Source organism: Poseidonibacter lekithochrous, from assembly GCF_013283835.1.
In the GTDB taxonomy this organism is placed as follows: Bacteria; Campylobacterota; Campylobacteria; order Campylobacterales; family Arcobacteraceae; genus Poseidonibacter; species Poseidonibacter lekithochrous.
On sequence record NZ_CP054052.1, the window covers coordinates 872,799 to 895,946 of the forward strand.

Genomic DNA, 23,148 nt, shown 5'->3' on the forward strand with positions numbered 1-23,148 from the left:
AATAAAGGATTTCACATGAATAAGATTTTTCTAGGATTAACACTTTTCATTTTATTTGTTTTAGGGTCTGTTTATGGGATTTTATTCACAAAGCCTGGAAACAATATAGTCGCTTCATATATAGAAGATACAGTTAATGAACAACAAAAAGATGTAAAACTAAAAGTAAATGATTTTACACTGACATTTAATACTATCAATTTTGATGCTGTAATTAGTGATAACTCAATTATCAATATCTCAGGAGATTTACAATTACTTGCTAAAAAAGCTGATTTAAAATATGATATTAATATCAAAGACTTATCAAAACTACAAGCACTAATCAAACAAAAACTAAATGGTTCTTTTTCAACTTCTGGTACTTTCAAAGGTGATGCTTCATTAGCTGTTGTTGCTGGTATTGCATCTATTGCAAAGGGTGAAGCTAAATATAATGTAAATTTAGAAAATTTTGAACCATCAAATATAGACTTTACAATGAACAATGTAAAAATTGATGAACTATTATATACAGTAGATCAAGCTAAATTTGCAAAAGGTGATTTAAGTATAGTTGCTAAAATCAAAAATGCAAAAGTTGGACAATTAGATGGAACAATTACATCAAGTGTAAAAAACGGAAAAGTAATTAACGAAATTGCAAATAAGCAGTTTAATCAAAATATAAATGTTCCAATTACTTTTAAGTCAAACACAAATGCAGTTTTATCAAAAAATTTAATTACTTCAAAAACTGATTTTATCTCTTCTCTTGCAACACTTAATACAGTAAAAAGTATTGTTGAACTTCCAAGTGGAAAAATCACTTCTGATTACTTATTAAAGGTGCCAAACTTGAGTAAATTAGAATCAATTATTGGTACAAAATTAAATGGTTCTCTTTCTACATCAGGTGATGTGGTAATAAACAAAGGAATTATAAAAGCAGATGGTAAAACAGATATTTTTGATAGTTTAAGTAAATATAGTATCAAACTTGCAAATGGAAAAGCTGAATATATAAAAGCTAATATCTCAGATGCAAAAATTGAGAAACTATTATATCTTATAAACCAACCAAAAATGGCAACAGGAAAAATAAATATTGATGCAAATATTAAAAGTGCAGATGTATCTAATCTTGATGGTTTAATTACAACAACAATCACTAATGGTAAAGTTATAAACTCAGTAGTAAATAAAGAATTCAAACAAAAACTAAAAAAAACTATTACATTTAAAGGTGATATCAATACAACACTTGCTAAAACACAAGCAATTTCAAAAGCAAATATTCTTTCATCATTAGCAAGTATTGATGTAAATAAAGCAGTATTTGATATTAAAACTGCCACTTTAAATAGTGATTATTTAGTAAAGGTAAGTGACCTTTCAAAATTATATGATGTTACACAAACAAAAATGAGAGGTAAAATGGACTTAAATGGAGATATTAAATCTTCAGCTAATTCTCTTTTAGTTAGAGGTAATTCTAAGTTATTAGGTGGAGCTTTAGACTTTATATTAAAAGATGATAATTTTAATGCTAATGTAAATGGTGTTCAAGTAAAACAATTAACACATATGATGTATTATCCTGAAGTATTTGATTCAACATCAAAACTAAAACTTGATTACAATCTTTTATCAAAAAAAGGTAAATTAACAGGAAACCTTATTCAAGGACATTTTTTACAAAATGATTTCTCATCTTTAATTAATCAATTTGCTAAGTTCAACCTAACACGTGAAATTTATGATACGGTTGATATTAATAGTGATATTAATAACTTAGTTTTAAAAACAATAGTAAAAATGAAAAGTAAAAATACTCAAATTGATGTAACGAAATCTATTCTTGATTTAGAAAAAACTTTTGTAGATGCTAATGTAAAAGCACAAATTAGAAAACTAAATTTAGATTTTGATATTAAAGGAAATACAAAAAGTCCAAAAATCAAACTAAATACAAAAGATTTATTCAAGAATAAAATAAATGACAAAATAAATAAAAAACTTGGAGATAAGCTAAAAGATAAATTAGGCGATGAAGGTGCAAAAGACCTTCTAAATAACTTCAAGTCTCTATTTTAAGACTAAAAGCTTCGGCTTTAGTCTTATATTCACACTTCCTACTTCTTCAAAAATCATCTTTTTCTTATGTTAAAAAAACAAATTAATAATAAATATCAAAAATAATTGATAATGATTGTCACTTTAAGTCACTGTTAAAGTTAAATTAGCTTTAATACCATAATGATAATTAATATTAAAATTAAAAAAGGAACATAATGTTAAAAAGAACAAAAATTTTAGCAGCTTCACTATCTGTTGTAGCAGCAATCGCACTTACTGGTTGTACTGCTTCAAATAATGACAACATGTCAAAAATGGAAAGTGTTAAATCACAAACAATCTTAGGTTCATACGCGAATATTGCACAAGCAAATTATTCAGATGCACTTAAAGATGCAATCGTATTAAGATTTAGAATTGATGCATTAGCATCTACTCCAAATGAGCAAACTTTTGCAGCGGCTAAAAAAGCTTGGTTAATTTCAAGAGAATCTTACGGTCAAACTGAAGCATTCAGATTAGCTAACGGTCCTATTGATGCTGAAGAAGGTTGGGTTGCTGATACTTATGGTGCTTTAGAAGGACAATTAAACGCTTGGCCTTTAGATGAGAACATGATTGATTATACTATTGATGCAAATGGATCTAAAACTTCTGGTAACATTATTGACACTAAGGGTTCATTTAACCCAGGTGGAGAAGAATCAAAATCAGTAAATGTTAAAAAAATTACTGTTGATGCTTTAACTGAATTAAATGAAAATGGTGGAGATGCAAACGTTTCTACTGGATACCATGCAATTGAGTTCTTATTATGGGGACAAGATCAAGATTACTCTAACTTCACAAAAGATTCAATTACTAACGGTGCTTTAACTGCTGGTCAAAGAACTTTAGCTGATTTCACTACTGCAAAAGATGCAAAAAGAAGACTTGCATACTTAAAAGCGGCATCAGAAAAAGTTGTTAAAGATTTAGAATTAGTTAACTCTGCTTGGGAAAAGAATGGTTTATACCAAGCTGCAATCCAAGGTACTTTAACTGGTGCTGATGCATCTAAAAACATTGAATCAAAAGAAGCATTAAAACAAATTCTTGCTGGTCTTGGTGTATTCATCAAATCTGAATTAGCAAATGAAAGAATTGCAGTTGCAGTTTTAACTCCATCAGAAGAAGATGAGCATTCTTGTTTCTCTGATAATACACATAGAGATATCTTAAATAACTACTTAGGATTCAAAAATGTTCTTACTTCTACTTACATGGGTAAAAAGTATGGAGCTTCTATGTTAGATGCAGTTGATGCAAAAACAAAAGCAAACATCATGGCATTAATGGGTTCTATTGAAGCTAAAATCAACAATGTTGACGAAATGGCTAAAACAAAAGAACACTTCGATTACCAAATTCAACCAGGAAATCCTCAAGCTAAAGTTATTGTAAAACTTAAGAATGAGATGAGAAAACTAGGTGATGAAATGGTTAATGTTGCGAAAGCAAATGGAATTGATTTAAGTACTGACGATGTTACTGATCCAGAAGAGACTAAACTTTAATTTTAACTCTTTAGGAAAAATCATTTTCGCCAAAAGCCTTGTAGCAATTTTTGCTACAGGGCTTTTTGCCGTTAATAGTGAGGGCAAATATTTCTCTAATGATAATAATAAGTCTTTACTATTAAAGCCAATAAAAAAGCTAAATGACGAAGAGTATGATCAGTTTATTTTAGGAAGAAGTTTTTTTACTATTCCTTGGGTTGAAGCACCTAGTGCAACTACAGCTAGAGATGGTTTAGGACCATTATTTAATGCAAATACATGTGTTAGCTGTCATCCAGGAAATGGACGAGGAATTTTATTTAATTCAAAAGGCAATACAGCTAGATCTTTAGTGGTTAGATTATCTATCCCTTCAAATGGATCTTTGCTACATGAAACAAAAAAAGAGAAAATGGGTTTTGTTCCTGAACCAACTTATGGTGCCCAAATCTCAATTAATGGTGTTCATGGTGTTCCTTTTGAAGCTAAGCCAAAAGTAGAGTTTGAAGAAGTATCTGTAGTATTTCCAGATGGAGAGAAAGATACAATTTTAAAACCAAAATACACTCTAATTGAGAATAATTATGGGGAGTTTGATAAGAACACTTCATATACATTTAGAATGGCTCCATCTTTACATGGATTAGGTTTATTAGAAGATATTTCAAATGAAGATATCTTAGTAAACCAAGATATTAATGATAAAAATAACGATGGTATCTCTGGAAAAGCAAATATGGTTTATTCACCTTTAACTAAGAGAATTGAGTTAGGTAAATATACTTGGAAAGCTAGTTCTGCAACTATTTTAGAACAATCAGCAGGTGCAGCACATAATGATATGGGACTTACTTCTTCACTGATTCAAATTGAGAATTGTACAGACTCTCAAAAGTTATGTAATGAAGCTCCAAAACCTAGAGATAAAAATGATATTACAGATTTAAGACTTGGTGCTATGGCTTATTATATTAGAAATTTAAAAGCTTATAAACCAAAAGAGACAAAATCTTTTAAAGAAGGTTTAGAAATCTTTGAAGAAGTTTCTTGTTCAAAGTGTCATATAACTAACTTTAAAACAAAAAGTGGGTTAAATATCGCCCCTTATACTGATTTATTACTTCATGATATGGGTAATGATTTAAGTGATGGAAGAAGCGAGTTTAAAGCTAATAAAAATGAGTGGAGAACTGCACCTTTATGGGGATTAGCACTTCATGAGAAAATAACTGGTAAAAAACCAAGACTTTTACATGATGGTAGAGCTCGAGATTTCCAAGAAGCAATTCTTTGGCATGGCGGTGAAGCAAGTGGTGCAAAAAATGCATACATGACTTTAGCAAAAGAAAAAAGAGAAAAATTAATTAAATTTTTAGAGAGGTTATAATGAAAAAAATCGTTTTATCAGCAATTTTAGCTGCAAGTACAATGTTTGCAGCCCCAAATACATTAATCTCAGTATTGAATAATGTTTCAATTCCTGATGTTAATAAAACTATTAACAATGCAAAGGTATTACAAAAAGATATTAATGCTAAAAACTTTACAAAACTATTAGAGTCTTGGAAAAGAGTTGAGGCTTTATATTTTGCAGGTGATATTAATGAAGATTATATTGATACTCCAAGATATATTGATGTATTTCATAATTTAAAAGAGAATCTTAATGTTCAAATGCAAAGAGCAATTGATTCAAAAGATGCTCCAAGAGTTGCACTATTTAAAAACTCATTTAGAACTATTAATGCTTTAGAGTATGTATTATTTAATGATGATGTAGTAACTCCTAGAGAAAAGCTTTTAGCAGTTGAGATTTTAAATTCTATGATTTCAAACCTTGAAGATATCAAAGAAATTTATGAAGCTTATATCAAATCTCCAGACCAAAGTGAAAAATGGGAAAATGCAATGATTATTAATACATTAATTGCAAGCTCTTATAGACTTAAAGAGTGGAGAATTGGTGATGCTTCTGGGTATTCGACAAAATATAAAAATGATCCTAAAAACAAAAGAGCAGAGTACTTCTTAAGTAAGAACTCTTTTAATGCAATTAAAGCAATTTTAGAAGCGCATAATGAAGTAATGGGAGATCAAAAGTATTATAACTTTGCTTCTATGTCAAAAGAAGCAGGAGCTACTTCTCAAACAAAAGAAGCACAAGATGCAATTGCCAAAACATTTGAAGAAATTACTAAATTAAAAAATGATGATTTCTCAAATGGAAAACCTTTATTTACATCAGCAAAAGCAATTCATAATGCATACTATTTATCTTTAGTTGAAGAGTTATCTGTAACAGCAAAAATCTTAGATGCAGATGGTGACTAAGTCTTGAGTGATTTTTTTGCACTAGAGTATTTTATAAACCCAAACAAAAGAGTGTTTTGGGGTTATATTTTATCTTCAATATTATTAGCATGTATATATTTTTATTTTAATAGAAAACAATTAAGAATAAACCTATCATCAAAGCTTTGGTTACATCCAAGTGCTAAACTTGATTATTATTACTTTTTTATTGGATATTTTATAAAAGTATTTATGTTATTCCCTATTGTAATTAGTGCAAAAGTAATCGCGCTTTTTGTAAATAAACAGCTGTATTTACAGTTTGATTATTATGAAAATTCTGCTTTATCTTATGGTGAGGTTATATTTTTATATAGCATCGCGCTTTTTGTTGTGAGTGATTTCACACGATATTGGCTTCATAGGTTTTTACATATGATTCCATTTTTGTGGGAGTTTCACAAGATTCATCATAGCGCAAAGGTATTAACACCTATTACATTTTATAGGGTTCATCCTGTTGAAAATTTATTATTTGGATTTAGATATTCACTTAGTATTGGTTTTGTAACTGGGGTGTTTATATACTTTTTTGGTGCGATGATTGATATATATTCGATACTTGGTGTAAATATTTTCATATTTATTTTTTCTATTTTTGGCTCAAACCTTAGACATTCTCATGTAGCTTTTGCTTATCCAAAGTTCTTTGAGAAGATTTTTATTTCACCTAAACAACACCAAATTCATCATAGTACAAAGTACTTTAATAAAAATTTTGGTGGTAGTTTAGCTATTTGGGATAGGATTTTTGGTTCATTAAAACTATCACATGAAGTAAAAATAATGAAGTTTGGTCTTAGAAAAAATCAAATGAAAGATTACACATCAATTTGGGCTTTATTAGTTACGCCTTTTAAAAATCTATTTGTAGGAGGAAAGATTTTATGAAATATTTAAAAATACTAGGACTAGCTTCTTGTGCTTTATTATTTACTGCGTGTTCAAACTCAGCAGAAGTATCAAAAGCAAAACTTCAAGCTGACCTAAAAGCAAAAGAAGAGTTAGGGAAGGTGTTGTATTTTGATAAGAATTTATCAAAAAATAGAACACAAGCTTGTTCAACTTGTCATAATCCAGATGCTGGATTTGTAGATGATAGAAAGAATGGTGTAGGTGCTGCTGTATCTTTAGGAGATGATGGTAAGTCATTAGGAGATAGAACTGCTCCAACTGCTGCTTATGCAAAATTTGCTCCAGAGTTCCATTATGATGAGAAAAAGAAAAAGTACATTGGTGGACAATTCTGGGATGGTAGAGAATCTACTTTAGCAGGACAAGCAGGTGGACCTCCAACAAATCCAATTGAAATGGGAATGCCAAGTAAAAAAGATACTGTTGATAGACTTTTAGAAAATACTTTTTATGTTGAATCATTCAAAAAGATTTATGGGGAAAATATTTTCAATTCTTCAAGTGAAGCATATTCTGCAATGGCAGATGCTATTGAAAAGTTTGAGATGACTTCTGAATTCTCTCCTTTTGATTCTAAATATGATAGATTCTTAAGAGGTGAATATGATTTAACACCTTTAGAAGATTTAGGTCGTTCTTTATTCTTCTCACAAGCGAATAACTCTTGTGCAACTTGTCACGTATTAAAAGGTGAAGATAAAGCAGGGGAGACATTTAGTAATTATGAATTCCATAATATTGGTGTTCCTGTAAATACTTCTTTAAGAGCTAAAAATGGTGTTACTGCTATTGATAAAGGTTTATTAAATAACCCAGCTGTTACTGATGAAAAGCAGATGGGAAAATACAAAGTTCCAACACTTAGAAATGTAGCTGTTACTGCTCCTTATATGCATAATGGAGTATTTAAAGAGTTAAAAACTGTAGTTGAATTCTATGATAAATATAATAATAAAACTAGAACTATTAACCCTGAAACTGGTAAAGTGTGGGCTGATCCTGAAGTAAAAGATACTATTTCTCTTGAAGAATTAAAAGCAAAAAAACAAAATGATAGAAAAGTAGAGTCATTAGTTGCCTTTATGAAACTATTAACTGACAAAAGATATGAACATCTTTTAGAAAAATAATATTTTTGAGGATAAATAGTACAAATAATTTATTATTTATCCTTTTCTTATTAAATTTAGATTTTATTTACAATATTTTTGATAGAATCTAATTTAATAAGGAATATAACATTGAAAATAACATTAATAATTATATTAGCTTTATCACTGTTTGCAAAAGACTCTACAAGTGAATTCTATAAGAAGAAATTTCAAAAGCTAGAAAATGAAAAAATCAATCTTATTAAAAATTATGAATCTCGTTTAGAAGTAGCTAGAATAGATAGACTTTATAAACGTGTAAATGTATTATCAAAAACCTTATCTTGCTTCAAAAACTCAAGAAGTAAACAAGACCTAACAAAATGTAAAACTCAAGAGAGAAGAAGAATCATGAGAATGATTCGAGGCTAACTCTTTTTAATACCTTTTAAATACTTTTTTCTAATAAAATGCTTTTCATAATATAAGAGGAGCTATTAATGAAAAAGCCTATTCAAAAAATATCATGTACCAAACTAAAATTTAAACTCAGACCAGATCCTGAAGATCCAGAAGAAGACGATTGGGATACTTTTTAATTAAAAACTAATCTAATCATTTATATACTTTACTCATATAAAACTATGGAGAATGTTATGTCAAAAAGAAAAGTACTTATTACAGGTGGAAATAAAGGAATTGGTCTAGCTGTTTCAAGAGCTATGATTGAATTAGGTCACGACATTGTAGTAGTTGCAAGAGACTTTAAAGACTTCCCTTTAGGTGGTTTACCTCAAGTAACTGAAATAGAGTATGATTTATCAAACGTAGATGATTTACCAAGTCTTGTAGAACAAATTGGTGAAATTGATGTATTAATTAATAATGCTGGGTATATGCAACCAAAATATACTTATGATAATTATCCAAAAGAAGCTAAAGAAGATATTCTAAATGTAGATTTACATACTCCTGTTGAGTTAATGAATCTATTTAGTGTTGGTATGAAAAAAAGAGGATATGGAAGAATTGTTAATACAGCTTCAATTGCTGGACAAATTGGACATCCTGATGTTTGGTATGGTATTGCAAAAGCAGGACTTATTAATGCAACTAAGATTTATGGAAAATTATTAGGTGCTCATGGAATTACAGTAAATTGTGTAGCTCCAAGTCCAACTGAAACAGAAATGCAAGTGCATAACTCAGAAGCGAGAAAAGCTGAATTCAAAAAAACAGTAGCAACAGGAAGATTTGCAGAACCAGAAGAAGTAGCAAAAGCTATGGTGTGGTTAGCAACTGAATGTCCTGAGTATATTAATGGTACTTGTATAGATATAAATAACTGCTCTTACCCAAGATAAAAAGAATCAACCTTTTGGTTGAGTCTTTTCTTATTAGCTCTAAACTCATAATTATCTTTATATAAACATATTTCTTGACAAGTATTAATATTTATAATAATATACGATAAAACTAACCGAATGTTTAGTATAAGGTTTAAAAATGACAAAAGATAAAATTTTAGATGTTGCTTCTGTTGAATTTTCCAAGTATGGATATGATGCAGTTAGTATGAATAATCTAGTTAAAAAAATAGATATTAATAAAGCAACAGTATATTACCATTACAAAGACAAAAAAACATTATATATAGAAGTTATAAAAAGTGTAGTTGAAGCAATAAATGAAAAAACAAGATTGCTTTTTACTCAGAATCTTGAAGGAAAAGAGTTTTTTAAAGCTTATATCCAAATACAAGTTGAGTGTATAAAAGATATGCCACATACTGCTGCTCTTGCTTTAAGAGAAATAGCAAACTTAGGGGCTGATATCGATGATACAGTTACTCCGCTTTTTGAAGAAGACCTAAAATATCTTCAAATGGCTTTAGATAAATTAGATATAAAAGATAGTTATAAAGAATTAACTCTTTATGCTTTCCACTGTTTAATTGTAGGAACTATATTTACTTTTTATTCTATACAAATGAGTGATTTAAGTGTTGGAACAAAAGATGAACTTAAAAAAGATGCAGATAAAAGTTTGGATTTTATTAGTGATTTTGTTTCAAATATTATATTAGACGCTATTTGTAAATAAGTTTTTTTATTTAAATTCCAACTTTTAAAGTTGGAATTATCTCCAGCTTTTCTCTATATTTTCCCCATAAATTTTAATTAATATATCAAATTTTATCAGCTTTTTATTTTGTACTACTTGACAATAAATTAATTTTATATTAATATTTCAATAAAAACTAACCGAACGGTTAGTTGAAAATAGAGAAGGAAAAATATGAACTTGAGATTTATTTCACTTTTTAGTGTAATACTTTTATTTGCAGGTTGTGTAAATGAAGAGAAAAAAGAAACAAAAATAGAAGAGAAAACTAAGGTTGTAAAAACTTTTGATTTAAAAAATACTAATGCTTACAATGAAAGCAGTAAGTATCCTGCTTTAATCTATTCACTGCAAGACTCATCAATGGCATTTGAAGTTTCTGGAAAAATTACTAAGTTTTATTTTAATGAAGGTGATTTTGTAAAAAAAGGTTCAGTTGTTGCCAAACTTGATGACACTATTTATAAAGCAAACTATAACTCAAGCCTAGCAAATTATAATCAAGCTAAATTAGATTTTAAAAGATATAAAAAACTTTATGAGAGTAGATCAATTGCAAAAAGAGATTTTGAACAAGTAAAACAAACTTTAGATGTAAATAGATCAAATTTAAATATTGCTAAAAAAAGATTGGAAGAAACAAAATTAATTGCAGAGTTTGATGGTGTTATGGCTAAAAAACTTGTAAAAGATTACGAGAGAATTTCTGAAAAACAAGGAATTATAAGATTACAAGATAATTCAGCTTATAAAGTAAAGTTTTTTGCACCAGAGAGTGATATCTTATCTGTAAAAGAAAAAATCACTGAAGAATCAGCTGCAAAAGCTGTTGATTTTTTTGTAAGTGTTGGAAAAATGAAAAAGAAAATTCCTGCTAAATTTATTGATATTTCAACTACAGCAGAAGAGGTTAGTCGAACATTTGAAGTTACACTAAAAATTAAATCTTTTGAAAATCTAAATATCTTACCCGGTATGACTGCAAATGTAGAAGTTGTTAGAAAAGATAAACAAACTGAACCTATATTTATTCCTTTAAATGCATTATTCTCAGATTCTTCAAAAGACTCTTTTGTTTGGACTATAAATGAACAAAATAGAGTTCATAAACAAAAAGTTACTACAGGAAGATTAGAAAAGAACTCAATTGAAATAAAAGAAGGTCTAAGTAAATCTTCAAAAATTGTAACTTCAGGTGTTAGATTCTTAAGTGAAAATGATGAAATCAAAGAATATCAAAAAATAGGTAACTAGTATGAATTTTGCTGAATTTAGTATAAAAAACAAACTTTTAATTTATATACTTACATTTTTATGTGTAGGTTACGCTTTTATTGTTTTTGATAAAATGGGAAAACTACAAGACCCAGAGTTTACAATTAAAGATGCTTTAGTTATTACAAACTATCCAGGAGCTAGTGCTCTAGAAGTTGAAAAAGAAGTATCAGATAAATTAGAAGAGACTATTCAAAAACTTCCATATATCAAAAAAATTAGAACAAAAAATATGGATGGTCAGTCTTTAATTATTGTAAGTATGAAAGATAAATACAATAGTAAACACCTACCTCAAATTTGGGACGAACTTAGAAAGAAAATAAGTGATGAAAGTTATAAACTTCCTCCAAGAGCACAAACTCCAATTGTTAATGATGATTTTGGTGATGTATATGGTATTTTCTTTTCTGTTTATGGAGATGATTATACATATGATGAACTAAAAGATTATGTTGACTTCCTAAAAAAAGAACTTATTTTAGTTGATCAAGTTGGAAAGGTTTCTACATTTGGAGAACAACAAAGAGCTATTTTTATTGAAATTAAAAAAGAAAAATTAGCAACTTTAGGAATCACTAAAGCTCAAATTGAGCAAGAATTATATGTAAGAAATTTAGTATCAGATTTTGGAAAAGTAAATATAGGAAGTGAATATATTTCTATTAAAGCAAAATCTATTTCAACAGTTGAAAAAATTGGAAATATTGTAATAAAAGGAACGTCAAGTAAAGCTCAGATTTTCTTAAAAGATATTGCAAATATTAAAGATACATATAAAGAGCCAAGTTCTGAAATATTACATTATGATGGACATAAAGCTATTGGTATTGGTATCTCTACGGTAAAAGGTGGAAATGTTGTAGCAATGGGCGAAAAAATAAATGAAAAACTTCAAGAGTTAGAAGAGAAAAAACCTTTAGGTATGGAAATCTCTGTTATTTCTCAACAAGCTGAAGATGTTGAAAATGCTATTAACTCTTTTATGATTAATCTTTTAGAAGCTGTTGCTATTGTTGTTTTAGTTTTACTTTTATTTATGGGTTTAAGAAGTGGTTTAATTATTGGTTTTGTATTATTTGTAACTATTGCTTCAAGTTTTATTTTTATGCCAAGTCTAGGAATTATGTTAGAGAGAATCTCACTTGGAGCTTTAATTATTGCTCTAGGGATGTTGGTTGATAATGCCATTGTAGTAGTGGATGGAATACTCGTTCGTATAAATAAAGGAAAAGATGCAAAAGAGTCTGCAATAGAAGTAGTAAAACAAACTTCTATGCCTTTACTTGCTGCTACATTAATTGCTATTTTAGCCTTTGCTGCTATTGGTTTATCACAAGATTCAACTGGTGAGTTTACTCAATCACTATTTTATGTTGTAATGATATCTTTAGGATTATCATGGGTTACAGCAGTTACATTAACTCCATTATTAGCAATCAAGTTTTTAAAACCTGAAAAAAATGCAGATAAGAAAGAGGCAAATAGCTCTATTGTTTATAGAGTATATGGGGCACTTTTAAAGTACTCTATTAATCATAAGTTTATTACTTTAATACTTGCTGTTTCTATATTTATTTTTTCATTATATAACTTCCAGTTCTTAAAACATAACTTCTTCCCTGACTCGTCAAGACCTCAGATCATGGTTGATTATTTTATGCCTCAAGGTACTTCTATTGAAGCAAATGAAAAAAATATGTTAGAGATTGAGAAAAAAGTAAGTCAGATAGAGGGTGTTACACATACTTCTACATTTATTGGGGCTGGTTCACTTAGATTCTTACTTACATATTCTCCTGAACATCCAAATATTGCTTATTCATTTATGCTTGTTGATGTGGATGATTATGAAAAATCTACAAGAATTAAAAAAGCTATTGAAGATACTATTAAAGAACAATATCCAGATATTAGTGCAAATGCTAAAAACTTTATTTTAGGTCCTGGTGAGGGTGGAAAAGTACAAGCTAAGATTTTTGGTAGAGATTTAAATAAACTACGAGAATATGAATCAAAAGTAAAAAGTATTTTTGAGGAAGCTTCTTATGCCAAAGGTATTAGAAGTGATTGGAGAAATAGAGTAAAAGTAATTCAACCTGTAATCTCTTATGAAAAAGCCAATTTAAATGGTATTTCAAGAGATGATATATCAAATGCAATTCAAGATACATTTGAAGGAAGAACGGTTGGAGTTTATAGAGAAGACAATCAATTATTACCAATTATTTTAAGATCACCAGACTCTGAGAGAGGGGATATTAAAAATATTGAAGGTATTCAGATTTTCTCACCATATGCAAATAAAATGATTCCTTTAAAACAGTTAATTTCATCTTATAAAACTGTATTTGAAGATGATATTATTTTTGAATACAACAGAAAAAGAGCTATTACAATTCATGCTGATCCAATTAGTGGAAAGTATGGAAATGATGTACTTGCTCAAGTTAAAGATAAAGTAGATGCTTTAGAGTTTGAAGATGGATATTATTTAGAGTGGCATGGGGAATATAAAGACTCAGCAGATGCTCAAAAACCAATTTCAGAATCTATTCCTTTAGTGATTGTTTTAATGATGTTAATTATTATTGCTTTATTTAAATCTATTAAAAAGATGTTAATTATTTGGCTTACTGTTCCATTTATTTTAATTGGAGTTGTTTGGGGATTATTAATAATGGATACACCATTTGGTTTCATGTCTTTACTTGGATTATTAAGTTTATCTGGAATGTTAATCAAAAATGCCATTGTTTTAGTAGATGAAATTGTCTTAGAAAACGAAATTGAGAAAAAGCCTTTAAATATTGCTATTTACAATTCAGGTATTAGTAGATTAAGAGCTGTTGCAATGGCTGCTCTTACAACTGCTCTTGGAATGGTTCCTTTATTATTTGATGTATTCTTTAGTTCAATGGCTATTGTAATTATCTTCGGTTTAATGGTTTCAACACTGTTAACTATGATTTTAGTTCCAGTTTATTATTCAATTTTTTATAAAAGTGAGAAATTAGTAGAGGTAAAAGAAAATGATTAAAAAGATTTTATTAGTATCAGTATTTGCAAGTATAGCTTTGAGTAATACTCTTCCATCACTGCTTGAGAAAGCAATCAATAATAAAATAGTAGAAGCATCAAAAAATCAAATTGATGCTTCAAAATTAGATTATAAGAGTTTAAAAAACTCTTATTTACCAAGTGTTCATTTAAACTCAAATTATTCAAATACTAGTAATGAAACTCCATCTACTGCTAATAGTAGTTTTAATTCTTCTTTGAAACTTCAATATAATATTTATGATGGGGGAAGAAAAAACAATACTTATGACTCTTTTGAGTCAAAAATAAAAATGCAAGATTTAAATCTAAATGATTTGAAAAATAAAATTGCATTAGATGTTGTATCTTTATATTTTAACTATTTATCATATGTGGAAACATACAAGGTAAAAGTTCAAGAAATAAAACAACTACAAACACAATATGAAAAACAAAAAAGATTCTTTGAAACAGAAACTATTGCTATTGATGAAGTTGAAAAAATCTTATCAAGGTTAGAGAATGCTAATGTTCAACTTCAAGAAATAGAACTTCAAAAACAAACAATCTTACATAACTTAGAGTATATAATAGGTGAGAAAGTAAATATAAATAATGGTTCAAAAATTACAGAATCATCTGCATTAAATACTAAGTTAAGAGCAGATATAGAAGCTTTAGAGTATGAAATGCAAAGTGTGAAATCAGACGCAAAAGCATCAAAAAGTTCCCTATACCCACAAGTAAATATAGATAATACAATGAGCTATTATGACAATAACTTTGATAATAAAGCTTATGATCCAAATGTAGATGCTCAAAATACTTTGATGGTAAATCTGTCATGGAAATTATTTGATTTTGATTCAACTAAAAAAACTTATGAAGCAAATATGAAAAGATATCAAGCTTTAAAATCTCAGTATGAATATGAAAAAAATAAAATGAATGTGGATTTAAGACTTGCATATAAATCTTATGAAATTTCAAAAATGAAAATCAAATCAGCTAATGCTTCACTAAAATCAGCAAATAGTACTTTTGATGCAATAGAAGCTAAGTACCAAAATTCATTAGTTGATAATGTAGCTTTCCTCGAAGCATTAAGTGAAAAGTATGATGCAATTAGTACATTAAAAAATGTCTTATATGAACTTGAAATCAAAAAAGCGAATATAATATATTATAGTGGAAAAAATATTATTGATTATGTTAGGTAAAACACTATTTAAACATTAAATTTATGTAGTATTAAAATAAAGGGGATTGTTATGTTAAAAAAACTTTGGGTTCAAGTTGTACTTGGAATGTTTTTAGGAATTGCTTTTGGATTAATACTTTCACCTAATGCTTTTGCTTTAGTTCCTGAACATATAGCATATGCAATTGCTCCATGGGTTGCTTTAGCTGGTAATGTATTTTTGGCTTTAATTAAAATGGTTGTAATTCCTTTGGTTATGAGTTCTATAATCTTAGGAATTACAAGTGCGGAAGATACACAAACCCTGAAAAGTTTAGGTGTTAAAATTGCACCGTATTTTGTATTTACAACTGTAGTTGCTGTAAGCATTGGAATTTTTATTGCTTTTTTAGTTCAACCCGGAGATTTTGTATCCCCTGATGTTGTAAATTCTATATCAAGTGCTAGTGTAGTAGTAAAAGAAGTAACTCCTTTATCTCAAGTTTCAATTCCAGATATGATAGTAGGTTTAATCCCTGTGAATGTATCTCAAGCTGAACTTGATGGTAATATTTTATTTTTTGTGATCTTAGCTATTTTTGTTGGTGTTGCTATGATGAATATGGAAAATGATGATGCTAAACCTATGAAAGACTTAGCAAAATCTTTTCAAGCTTTTTCTATGAAAATTGTTGATTGGGCTATGAAATTAGCACCTTATGCTGTATTTGGATTATTATCAAGTATTACTATTAAAATAGGTTTTGATGCTATTTCATCAATGTCTATGTATGTATTTACAGTGATTTTAGGATTATTTACTCTTTTATGTTTTTATCTTCTTATTGTTTATTTTGTAGGAAAAATAAAACCTCTTGATTTTTTAAGACAAATAAGAGAAGTACAACTAATGGCATTTTCAACATCAAGTTCAGCAGCAGTTATGCCTTTGTCTATGAAAACAGCAGAGGATAAACTAAATATCCCAACACCAATTTCAAAATTTGTAATACCTTTGGGTGCAACAATTAATATGGATGGAACTGCTTTATACCAAGTAATTGCGGCTATATTTTTAACACAGTTATTTGGAGTTGATTTATCTTTAGTTGAAATTGTGATTTTAGCTCTTACAACTGTTGGCGCATCTATTGGAGCTCCTAGTACTCCGGGAGTTGGAATAGTAATACTTGCAACAATACTTCAAGGTATTGGTGTTCCAGTGGAGGGAATTGCACTTATTTTAGGAGTTGATAGAATCTTAGATATGTGTAGAACTACTATTAATGTAACTGGGGATTTAACAGCTTCTATTGTAATGAGAAGATTAACAAGCTTTTCATCAAGTTCTAAAAAAATATCTGATGAAATAAAAGCAGCTTAAGAAGTAGGGTTCTACTTCTTAAAGTATGTGAATAAAAACAAAATAGCAATTACAGCTAAAATATAAATATTTGAAAATAGTAAAATTACTGAAAAAACAAAAGTAAGAACAATTGCCCAAAATTTCAATAAACCTTTTTCAAATAATATAATAGCTGTGATTAATCCAATAATTGCATTTGCAATAAAAAAACCATCTGCAAAAGCTACAAGATTATCCAAAGTAAGAAAACTCAAATAAACTAATACTAAAGTAATAATATATATAAAACTCAAAAAGTTTAATGCCCCAATTGGAGTACCATTTTTTAAATGTTTTGAGCTATATGAAGTAAACTCTAAAGATGAGATAAGCCTAGCTACTCCACCTACAAATAAAATTAGAGTACCAATACACAAGATAATAGAAATAGAAGCTAATAGGGCATTAGAATAGCCTGCAAAGATTGGTTCTATTAACCATACAAGTTTAAACTCTTCATTCTTTGGAAACTCACCAAAACAAATAGATAAAGCAATTAGAATATAAACAAGTGATACAACAACTGCTGAGAATATTACTGCATTTGTTAAAGTCTTTGATTTTTCAACTTCATTTGAATAATTACCAATTACTTCCCAACCTACTATTGCCCAAAATACTAAAAGAAAAGAGTATCCCATTTGTGAGATATCAATATTAGGTAGTGCAAAATTAAACTCATTAACATTTAGTAAAATATTTACACTTGATAGAAAAAAGATAATAGTAATAGCAGAACTTACTATTAACATTAGTTTTCCTAAGAAATCTATTTTAATCAGTAGTAATATATATGTAAGAACATAAATATAAAAGCCTAATTCAACTAATGAGCTATTAGGAAAGTACTCTAATACAAATTCTGCTGCAATTAATAAAACAGCAACAGGTCCAAAAAATACCGCACAGATTAAATAAAAAGAGGTAAGTAATTGATACTTCTTACCCATTGCTTCTTTTGTAGCTAAACTAACTCCCCCATCTCCTGGAAATAAAATAGCTAGTTTTCCAAAGATTAATGCAAAAGCAAATCCAAGACTTAATATTACTGCCCAAATAATTAATGAGAAGTTCTCAACCATGTTATATAACAATGGTGGAAGTAAAATAAGTCCAGAGCCTAAAATAGGACCAATAATAAGTCCTGATAAGGTTAGGGTGTTTAGTTTTTTACTTTGTGTGTTCAATGCTCTTCTTTTTAAAGATTTGAATATTATTTAGTATTTTAACGGCAATAATAGTAAGAGCCGTTCCAATCATAATAGATAAACTAACTTCTTCACCTAAGAAGATAACACTAAGTATAATTGCAAATAATGGCACTAGAAATACAAAAGAACTAACTTCATTTGTTCCTAGTTTTTCAATTCCAATAAAATATACAGTAGTTGCGAAAGTAGTAGATATAACTGCTAAACTAATAATATTAATCCAAAATATTGAGTCATAAGTAGAATAATCTATTTTTTCAAACTCTACAAAGAATATACTTACAATTATTGTCATAATTACATACATATAAAATGTGAAAACCATTGGTGAAGTTTTTGTAATTTTCGAGCTAACAATAGTAAGAATAGGCCATAATATTGAACCTGCTAAGAAATAAATATTTTGAATTGAAAATATCTCTTCAATAGAGAAAGACCAAAAATTAAGCATTGTTAATACTCCAAGTGCTCCAAGACTTAAAGCAAAAAAATCTTTTCTTTGTATTTTTTTACCAAAAAATATTGCCATAATCAAAAATGTATTAATAGGAATTAGAGTAGTAACCAATGCTCCCCCAAGTGATGCTGTACCATATTTTGTTCCTAAAAAATAACACTTTAGATAAACGATCATAATAATTGCAGATACAACTGCAAGCATTAAACTTCTTTTGTTTATATGAAAGTATTTTCTTGAGAATATAAGTACAGGAGCTAATGTAATAATAGTAAATACGTTTCTAAAAAAGATTAATTCATATTCGTTCATATATGAGCTAAGTACTTTAGCATTAACCCATGAAGCTCCCCATCCTGCCATTGCAAGGAACATTAAAGCATAAAATATATTTTTGTTTGTTTGTGTCATTGTTGTTCTTTAGTTTGTAAATTTATTGGAAGTATAAGAGAAAGTGATTTATTTGTATAGAATAAAATTGCTTTCTTTTTGTAGTTCTTTAGGAGAATATCCATAGATTTTCCTAAAATTCCTAATAAAGTGTGACTGGTCATTAAAACCAACACTAAAAGGAATGTGACTAAGTTTTTCACCACTTAGTATTAACTCTTTTGCTTTATGAACTCTTTGAGTTAGAATATATTGATGAGGTGTTAAGCCCATTTGTTTTTTGAATACTCTTAAAAAATGATATTTACTCAAATTAGAATTCATTGCTAACTCTTCAAGTGAAATATTTGTATCTAATAAGTCTTTTATATATTCAATTGAGTTTTTTACAATTAATTTATCATCAAATAAACCTGAATAATCTCTTGTTGTATCTGTATAGTTTTTTATTAAATAAGACATAGCATTTATAAGATTTGATTCCATAAGAAGCTTATCATTATTTTCATAAGCACTTAAAAAGAAGTTTAATAATAAATGATATAAAGTCATGTCTTCAATAATATGTTTTGTAAAAATTGGTATCTTTTTTTCAAAATATACTTGTTCATGTATTTGTGCTAAAAGCTCAATTTTTGGATAAAAATTAGTATATTTCCATGAGTCAGAGTTCCCGTAGTGAACTTCTCCTGGGTTAATAATTCTAGTTGAATTTTTATATGAAAGTGTAGTTTGATTTTGATTTATTGATTGAAATTTTCCATCATGAGTTAATCCAATAGTATAAGTATCATGGAAGTGTTTTGAGAACTTTCCATTAGAGCTTTCTATATTTTCAAAGATTGTTTCATTTAATGATTCTAATTTCATAAGATATTATAACGAAAAAGTTATGTTAAAAATAGTATAAAGTTGCGATTAAGTTTCGAGTTTTAAAAGCAGCTGTAATTAAGCTGCTTTTTTTGCGTTTAAAATTAAGAATACACCAATTACAGCTGCTACAAAAGAGGCTGCAAAAACACCTAATTTAACTGCTGCAATAATATCTTCATCTAAGAATGCTAAGTGAGTAATAAAAATTGACATTGTAAATCCAATACCACCTAAGAACCCAACTGCTAGTACTTCATTCCAAGAGATATTCTCAGGTTTTTTAATAATTTTCAGTTTTGTTGCTAAGTATGTAAAACCTAAAATACCAATAGGTTTACCAATTACTAGTCCCGCAACTACTCCTAAAACAATCATTAAATTTGCATTTACTGTAGAGAAGTCTATAATAACTCCCGCATTTGAAAAAGCAAATAAAGGCATAATAATAAATGCAGATAAACCATGTAAGTTATGCTCTAACCTAACTAGTGGATTTTGAACCTTATCATAGTTATGCGCAATATTTTCTAGGGAGTCAATTTGATGATGATTTAATATAGGTATTTCATCTATATGTTTTTCGAAATCTTTAACATCTCTTTTTGTATCTTTAATAAACTTTCTTTCGTCCATAAATGATCTAATTGGAATAGCAAAGGCTAATAAAACACCTGCAATAGTCGCGTGAATACCAATTGCATGGATATAAATCCATAATGCAATACCTAAAATTAAATAAGGTAAAAGTTTTGTAACACCTTTAATATTAAGTAACCAAATAATTCCATATATAATACCTGCATGTACAAAGTATTGACTTTGAATATCACTAGTATATACAGTAGCAACAACTAAAACTGCGCCTAAATCATCAACAACAGCAAGGGCTACTAAAAATAGTTTTAATGCAGGATTTACTCGTGTTCCTAAAAGCATTAAAATACCAAGGGCAAAAGCAATATCTGTGGCCATTGGAATACCAAAACCTAAGGGATTATTAGGGTTGAAAGCTACATAAACTAAAGCTGGAATTACCATTCCACCAATGGCTGCAACTATTGGAAAAGATGCTTTTGAAACAGATGATAATTCACCTATTAACATTTCTCTTTTGATTTCAAGCCCTACCATTAGGAAAAATAGTGCCATTAAAGCATCATCAATCCAATAAGTCAGCGTCATTGACATTTCTATATTACCTATATTCATACCAAGTGGCATGTGCCATAAGTCGTAATAAGCCTGACCTAGACTAGAGTTTGCAACAATAACAGCAGCAACAGTTGCAATAAAAAGAAGAACACCACTTAGGGCTTCTTTGTTAATAAACTTTTCTAGGGTAATTAATGGATGCATCATAAGTATTTCCTCTTAAATTATTTTAAACAGTTTGGACAAATGCCTTTTATAATAATATTATCTACTTGATAACCTTGAAGATTGAAATCTAATTTTTCATGTATGCATTCAATGTTTGAGCATACAGAACAAATAAAATGAGAATGTTTGATTTTTTGAATTTCAAAATATCTTTTTTTATCATTTGATTCAAAAGAACTGATAATATTCTCTTCTTCAAACTTTGTTATGTTTCTATAAAAAGTCGCCTTGTCCATTGCAAGTTGGTCTTTTATATCTTCATAAGACAGAGGTTTATCCCACTGTAATAAGATTTCTAAAATTGCTTTTCGAGCCGTAGTTAGTTTTATGTTTTTTTCATGTATTAATGTTTCTATATTCATGGATAATATTATATCTAGTTATTTTTAAACTCAGTTGTGTATAAGTGCAGGAAATTGAATATTACTTTTAAGTCAAATAGTCATATACTATTTTGATACATTTTTATTAGGATAAACAAACCTCTTTATGCTAGTAAAGAGATTTGAATATTTTTATTTAAAACTTGATGTTTATAGAATGCATTGCATTTTGAATATCATCAAGGTTACCTTGATCAAAAGATGCTGCTGCATATTGTATTTTGTAAGTTACATCTTTTGCAATTTTATATTGAAGTCCTAGGTTATATTCAGTAATTTCTAGGTCTTTATTTAAGCTATTAAGAGTTGCTTTTTTTATAGAGTGTGAAGCTATTGTAGCTTCAATTAGTAATTCAGGGTTAATATCATATTTAACTTGTCCAGATAATAAAACTGTATCTCCATATCCACCAACTCTTCCAAGAGTTGCAATTGCACCATTTGTTGGTGATGTTAAATAAGAAGCTTCTAAATCTCCACCTGCTACATAACCATCTTCTGTTGAAATAGCAATGGCACCAATTTTTAATCTATCAAATTGTTTAGCAACATTTAAATACATTCCTAATGCTTCTAAATCTACTTTTTTACCACCAGAGTATTTATCTCCGCCATTTTGTTGAACTTGTGCTTGTAGTTCAAGTCCTACAATTTCTCCACTAGCAAAGGCATCAACAAAGAATCCTTTTGTATCTCTAAATGTTTTTCCACCATCATCAGATCTATTATCTTGTAATGATACGTATCTACCACCTAGTAATAATTTATCAATAGTAATTTGTCCACCAAGACCATAAGCATCATAATCACCATCTCCTGTTGAAGAACCTAATTGACCATTACTACTATTATAAGCACCTTCAACCGCTTTATAATCAAATCCATATAATAAAGTATTTTCAATACCTGTATATCCAATAAACGCTAAATCAATTTTGTCATTGTGAGAACCATAAAAAGGTGTTCCATAAGTATCATTAACTCTACCTGCATAAACAAAGAAGTCTTTTAATGGTACAAGAACACTTGCCTCATCCCATTCAACATTTTTATCACTTGTTTTTCCCCAAGTATCATTATCTAAAACAACTCTTGAATGAATTTTCACCCCTGAATCTGTTGTAGTATTAAGATTTATTCTTATTCTAGAGTCATAAGTCTCTTTTGCTTTATCACTATTACTTGTTATTCCCGAAGTTGAAATACCTCTTACTCTTGCATCACCTTCAATTTCTAAGTTTGATAAAAGACTTAATTCAGCACCTAATGCTGAAGACGATATTACTAATGATGTAGCTACAGATGCTAATCTTTTCTTATTCATATTCTTCTCCTCTTTTTTTGTTTTAAATGTTTGCTTATTAATTTACTATTTACAAATTCGCAAAAACTCAATAGTAAAATTAATAAGCTGTGTTGCGCACTATATAAATACTTTGAAAATCTCTTTCAAAACATTTTGTGAGGGAAGTAT

19 protein-coding genes are annotated in these 23,148 nt (G+C 28.5%); 13 read left to right on the top strand and 6 right to left on the bottom strand.

Annotated features, from left to right (window positions below):
* The first annotated feature begins 15 nt into the window (after positions 1 to 15).
* From ALEK_RS04280 to ALEK_RS04340, 13 genes are all read left to right on the top strand, one after another.
* Positions 16 to 2,076 (top strand): hypothetical protein, encoded by a 2,061-nt coding sequence (locus ALEK_RS04280; RefSeq protein WP_071627410.1) that lies wholly within the window; start codon positions 16 to 18, stop codon positions 2,074 to 2,076.
* A gap of 197 nt (positions 2,077 to 2,273) precedes the next feature.
* Positions 2,274 to 3,614 carry an imelysin family protein gene (locus tag ALEK_RS04285; RefSeq protein WP_071627409.1) on the top strand — a complete coding sequence of 447 codons (1,341 nt, stop codon included), beginning with the start codon at positions 2,274 to 2,276 and terminating at the stop codon, positions 3,612 to 3,614.
* Entirely contained in the window at positions 3,583 to 4,983 is a 1,401-nt protein-coding gene (locus tag ALEK_RS04290; RefSeq protein ID WP_071627408.1) for a di-heme oxidoredictase family protein, read from the top strand. The genes ALEK_RS04285 and ALEK_RS04290 overlap by 32 nt, the downstream gene beginning before the upstream one ends.
* A complete protein-coding gene (locus ALEK_RS04295; RefSeq protein ID WP_071627407.1) occupies positions 4,983 to 5,927 on the top strand; it encodes an imelysin family protein in 945 nt (314 codons plus the stop codon). The genes ALEK_RS04290 and ALEK_RS04295 overlap by 1 nt, the downstream gene beginning before the upstream one ends.
* A 3-nt stretch (positions 5,928 to 5,930) precedes the next feature.
* Positions 5,931 to 6,839: a sterol desaturase family protein gene (locus ALEK_RS04300; RefSeq protein WP_071627406.1), complete on the top strand. Its 909-nt coding sequence runs from the start codon at positions 5,931 to 5,933 to the stop codon at positions 6,837 to 6,839.
* Positions 6,836 to 7,993 (top strand): cytochrome-c peroxidase, encoded by a 1,158-nt coding sequence (locus ALEK_RS04305; protein WP_071627405.1) that lies wholly within the window; start codon positions 6,836 to 6,838, stop codon positions 7,991 to 7,993. Before ALEK_RS04300 ends, ALEK_RS04305 begins: the two co-directional genes overlap by 4 nt.
* 111 nt (positions 7,994 to 8,104) lie before the next feature.
* A complete protein-coding gene (locus ALEK_RS04310; RefSeq protein ID WP_071627404.1) occupies positions 8,105 to 8,386 on the top strand; it encodes a hypothetical protein in 282 nt (93 codons plus the stop codon).
* Between the two features lie 224 nt (positions 8,387 to 8,610).
* Positions 8,611 to 9,318: an SDR family NAD(P)-dependent oxidoreductase gene (locus ALEK_RS04315; protein WP_071627403.1), complete on the top strand. Its 708-nt coding sequence runs from the start codon at positions 8,611 to 8,613 to the stop codon at positions 9,316 to 9,318.
* 142 nt (positions 9,319 to 9,460) lie between these two features.
* Positions 9,461 to 10,057, top strand: a complete 597-nt coding sequence (locus tag ALEK_RS04320) for a TetR/AcrR family transcriptional regulator (RefSeq protein WP_071627402.1) — start codon at positions 9,461 to 9,463, stop codon at positions 10,055 to 10,057.
* A gap of 195 nt (positions 10,058 to 10,252) precedes the next feature.
* Positions 10,253 to 11,332, top strand: coding sequence for an efflux RND transporter periplasmic adaptor subunit (locus ALEK_RS04325; protein WP_071627401.1), 1,080 nt, complete (start codon positions 10,253 to 10,255; stop codon positions 11,330 to 11,332).
* 1 nt (position 11,333) lies between these two features.
* Positions 11,334 to 14,393, top strand: coding sequence for an efflux RND transporter permease subunit (locus ALEK_RS04330; RefSeq protein WP_071627400.1), 3,060 nt, complete (start codon positions 11,334 to 11,336; stop codon positions 14,391 to 14,393).
* Positions 14,386 to 15,615, top strand: a complete 1,230-nt coding sequence (locus ALEK_RS04335) for a TolC family protein (protein WP_083574667.1) — start codon at positions 14,386 to 14,388, stop codon at positions 15,613 to 15,615. Before ALEK_RS04330 ends, ALEK_RS04335 begins: the two co-directional genes overlap by 8 nt.
* Positions 15,616 to 15,666: 51 nt before the next feature.
* Positions 15,667 to 16,959 (top strand): dicarboxylate/amino acid:cation symporter, encoded by a 1,293-nt coding sequence (locus ALEK_RS04340; protein WP_071627399.1) that lies wholly within the window; start codon positions 15,667 to 15,669, stop codon positions 16,957 to 16,959.
* An 11-nt stretch (positions 16,960 to 16,970) separates the two neighbouring features.
* Here ALEK_RS04340 and ALEK_RS04345 read toward each other — a convergent pair whose 3' ends face one another.
* From ALEK_RS04345 to ALEK_RS04370, 6 genes are all read right to left on the bottom strand, one after another.
* Positions 16,971 to 18,167 (bottom strand): APC family permease, encoded by a 1,197-nt coding sequence (locus ALEK_RS04345; RefSeq protein ID WP_071627398.1) that lies wholly within the window; start codon positions 18,165 to 18,167, stop codon positions 16,971 to 16,973.
* Entirely contained in the window at positions 18,151 to 19,059 is a 909-nt protein-coding gene (locus tag ALEK_RS04350) for a DMT family transporter (RefSeq protein WP_071627397.1), read from the bottom strand. The genes ALEK_RS04345 and ALEK_RS04350 overlap by 17 nt, the downstream gene beginning before the upstream one ends.
* Positions 19,060 to 19,107: 48 nt before the next feature.
* Entirely contained in the window at positions 19,108 to 19,908 is an 801-nt protein-coding gene (locus ALEK_RS04355; RefSeq protein ID WP_071627396.1) for a helix-turn-helix transcriptional regulator, read from the bottom strand.
* Positions 19,909 to 19,986: 78 nt separating this feature from the next.
* The gene (nhaA, locus tag ALEK_RS04360; protein ID WP_071627395.1) at positions 19,987 to 21,270 is read right to left on the bottom strand and encodes a Na+/H+ antiporter NhaA; all 1,284 of its coding nucleotides are present in this window, start codon (positions 21,268 to 21,270) and stop codon (positions 19,987 to 19,989) included.
* A 17-nt stretch (positions 21,271 to 21,287) separates the two neighbouring features.
* On the bottom strand, positions 21,288 to 21,653 hold the full coding sequence (locus tag ALEK_RS04365; protein ID WP_071627394.1) for a Fur family transcriptional regulator: 366 nt from the start codon (positions 21,651 to 21,653) through the stop codon (positions 21,288 to 21,290).
* Positions 21,654 to 21,810: 157 nt separating this feature from the next.
* Positions 21,811 to 22,998, bottom strand: a complete 1,188-nt coding sequence (locus ALEK_RS04370) for a porin (protein WP_071627393.1) — start codon at positions 22,996 to 22,998, stop codon at positions 21,811 to 21,813.
* Positions 22,999 to 23,148 lie beyond the last annotated feature (150 nt).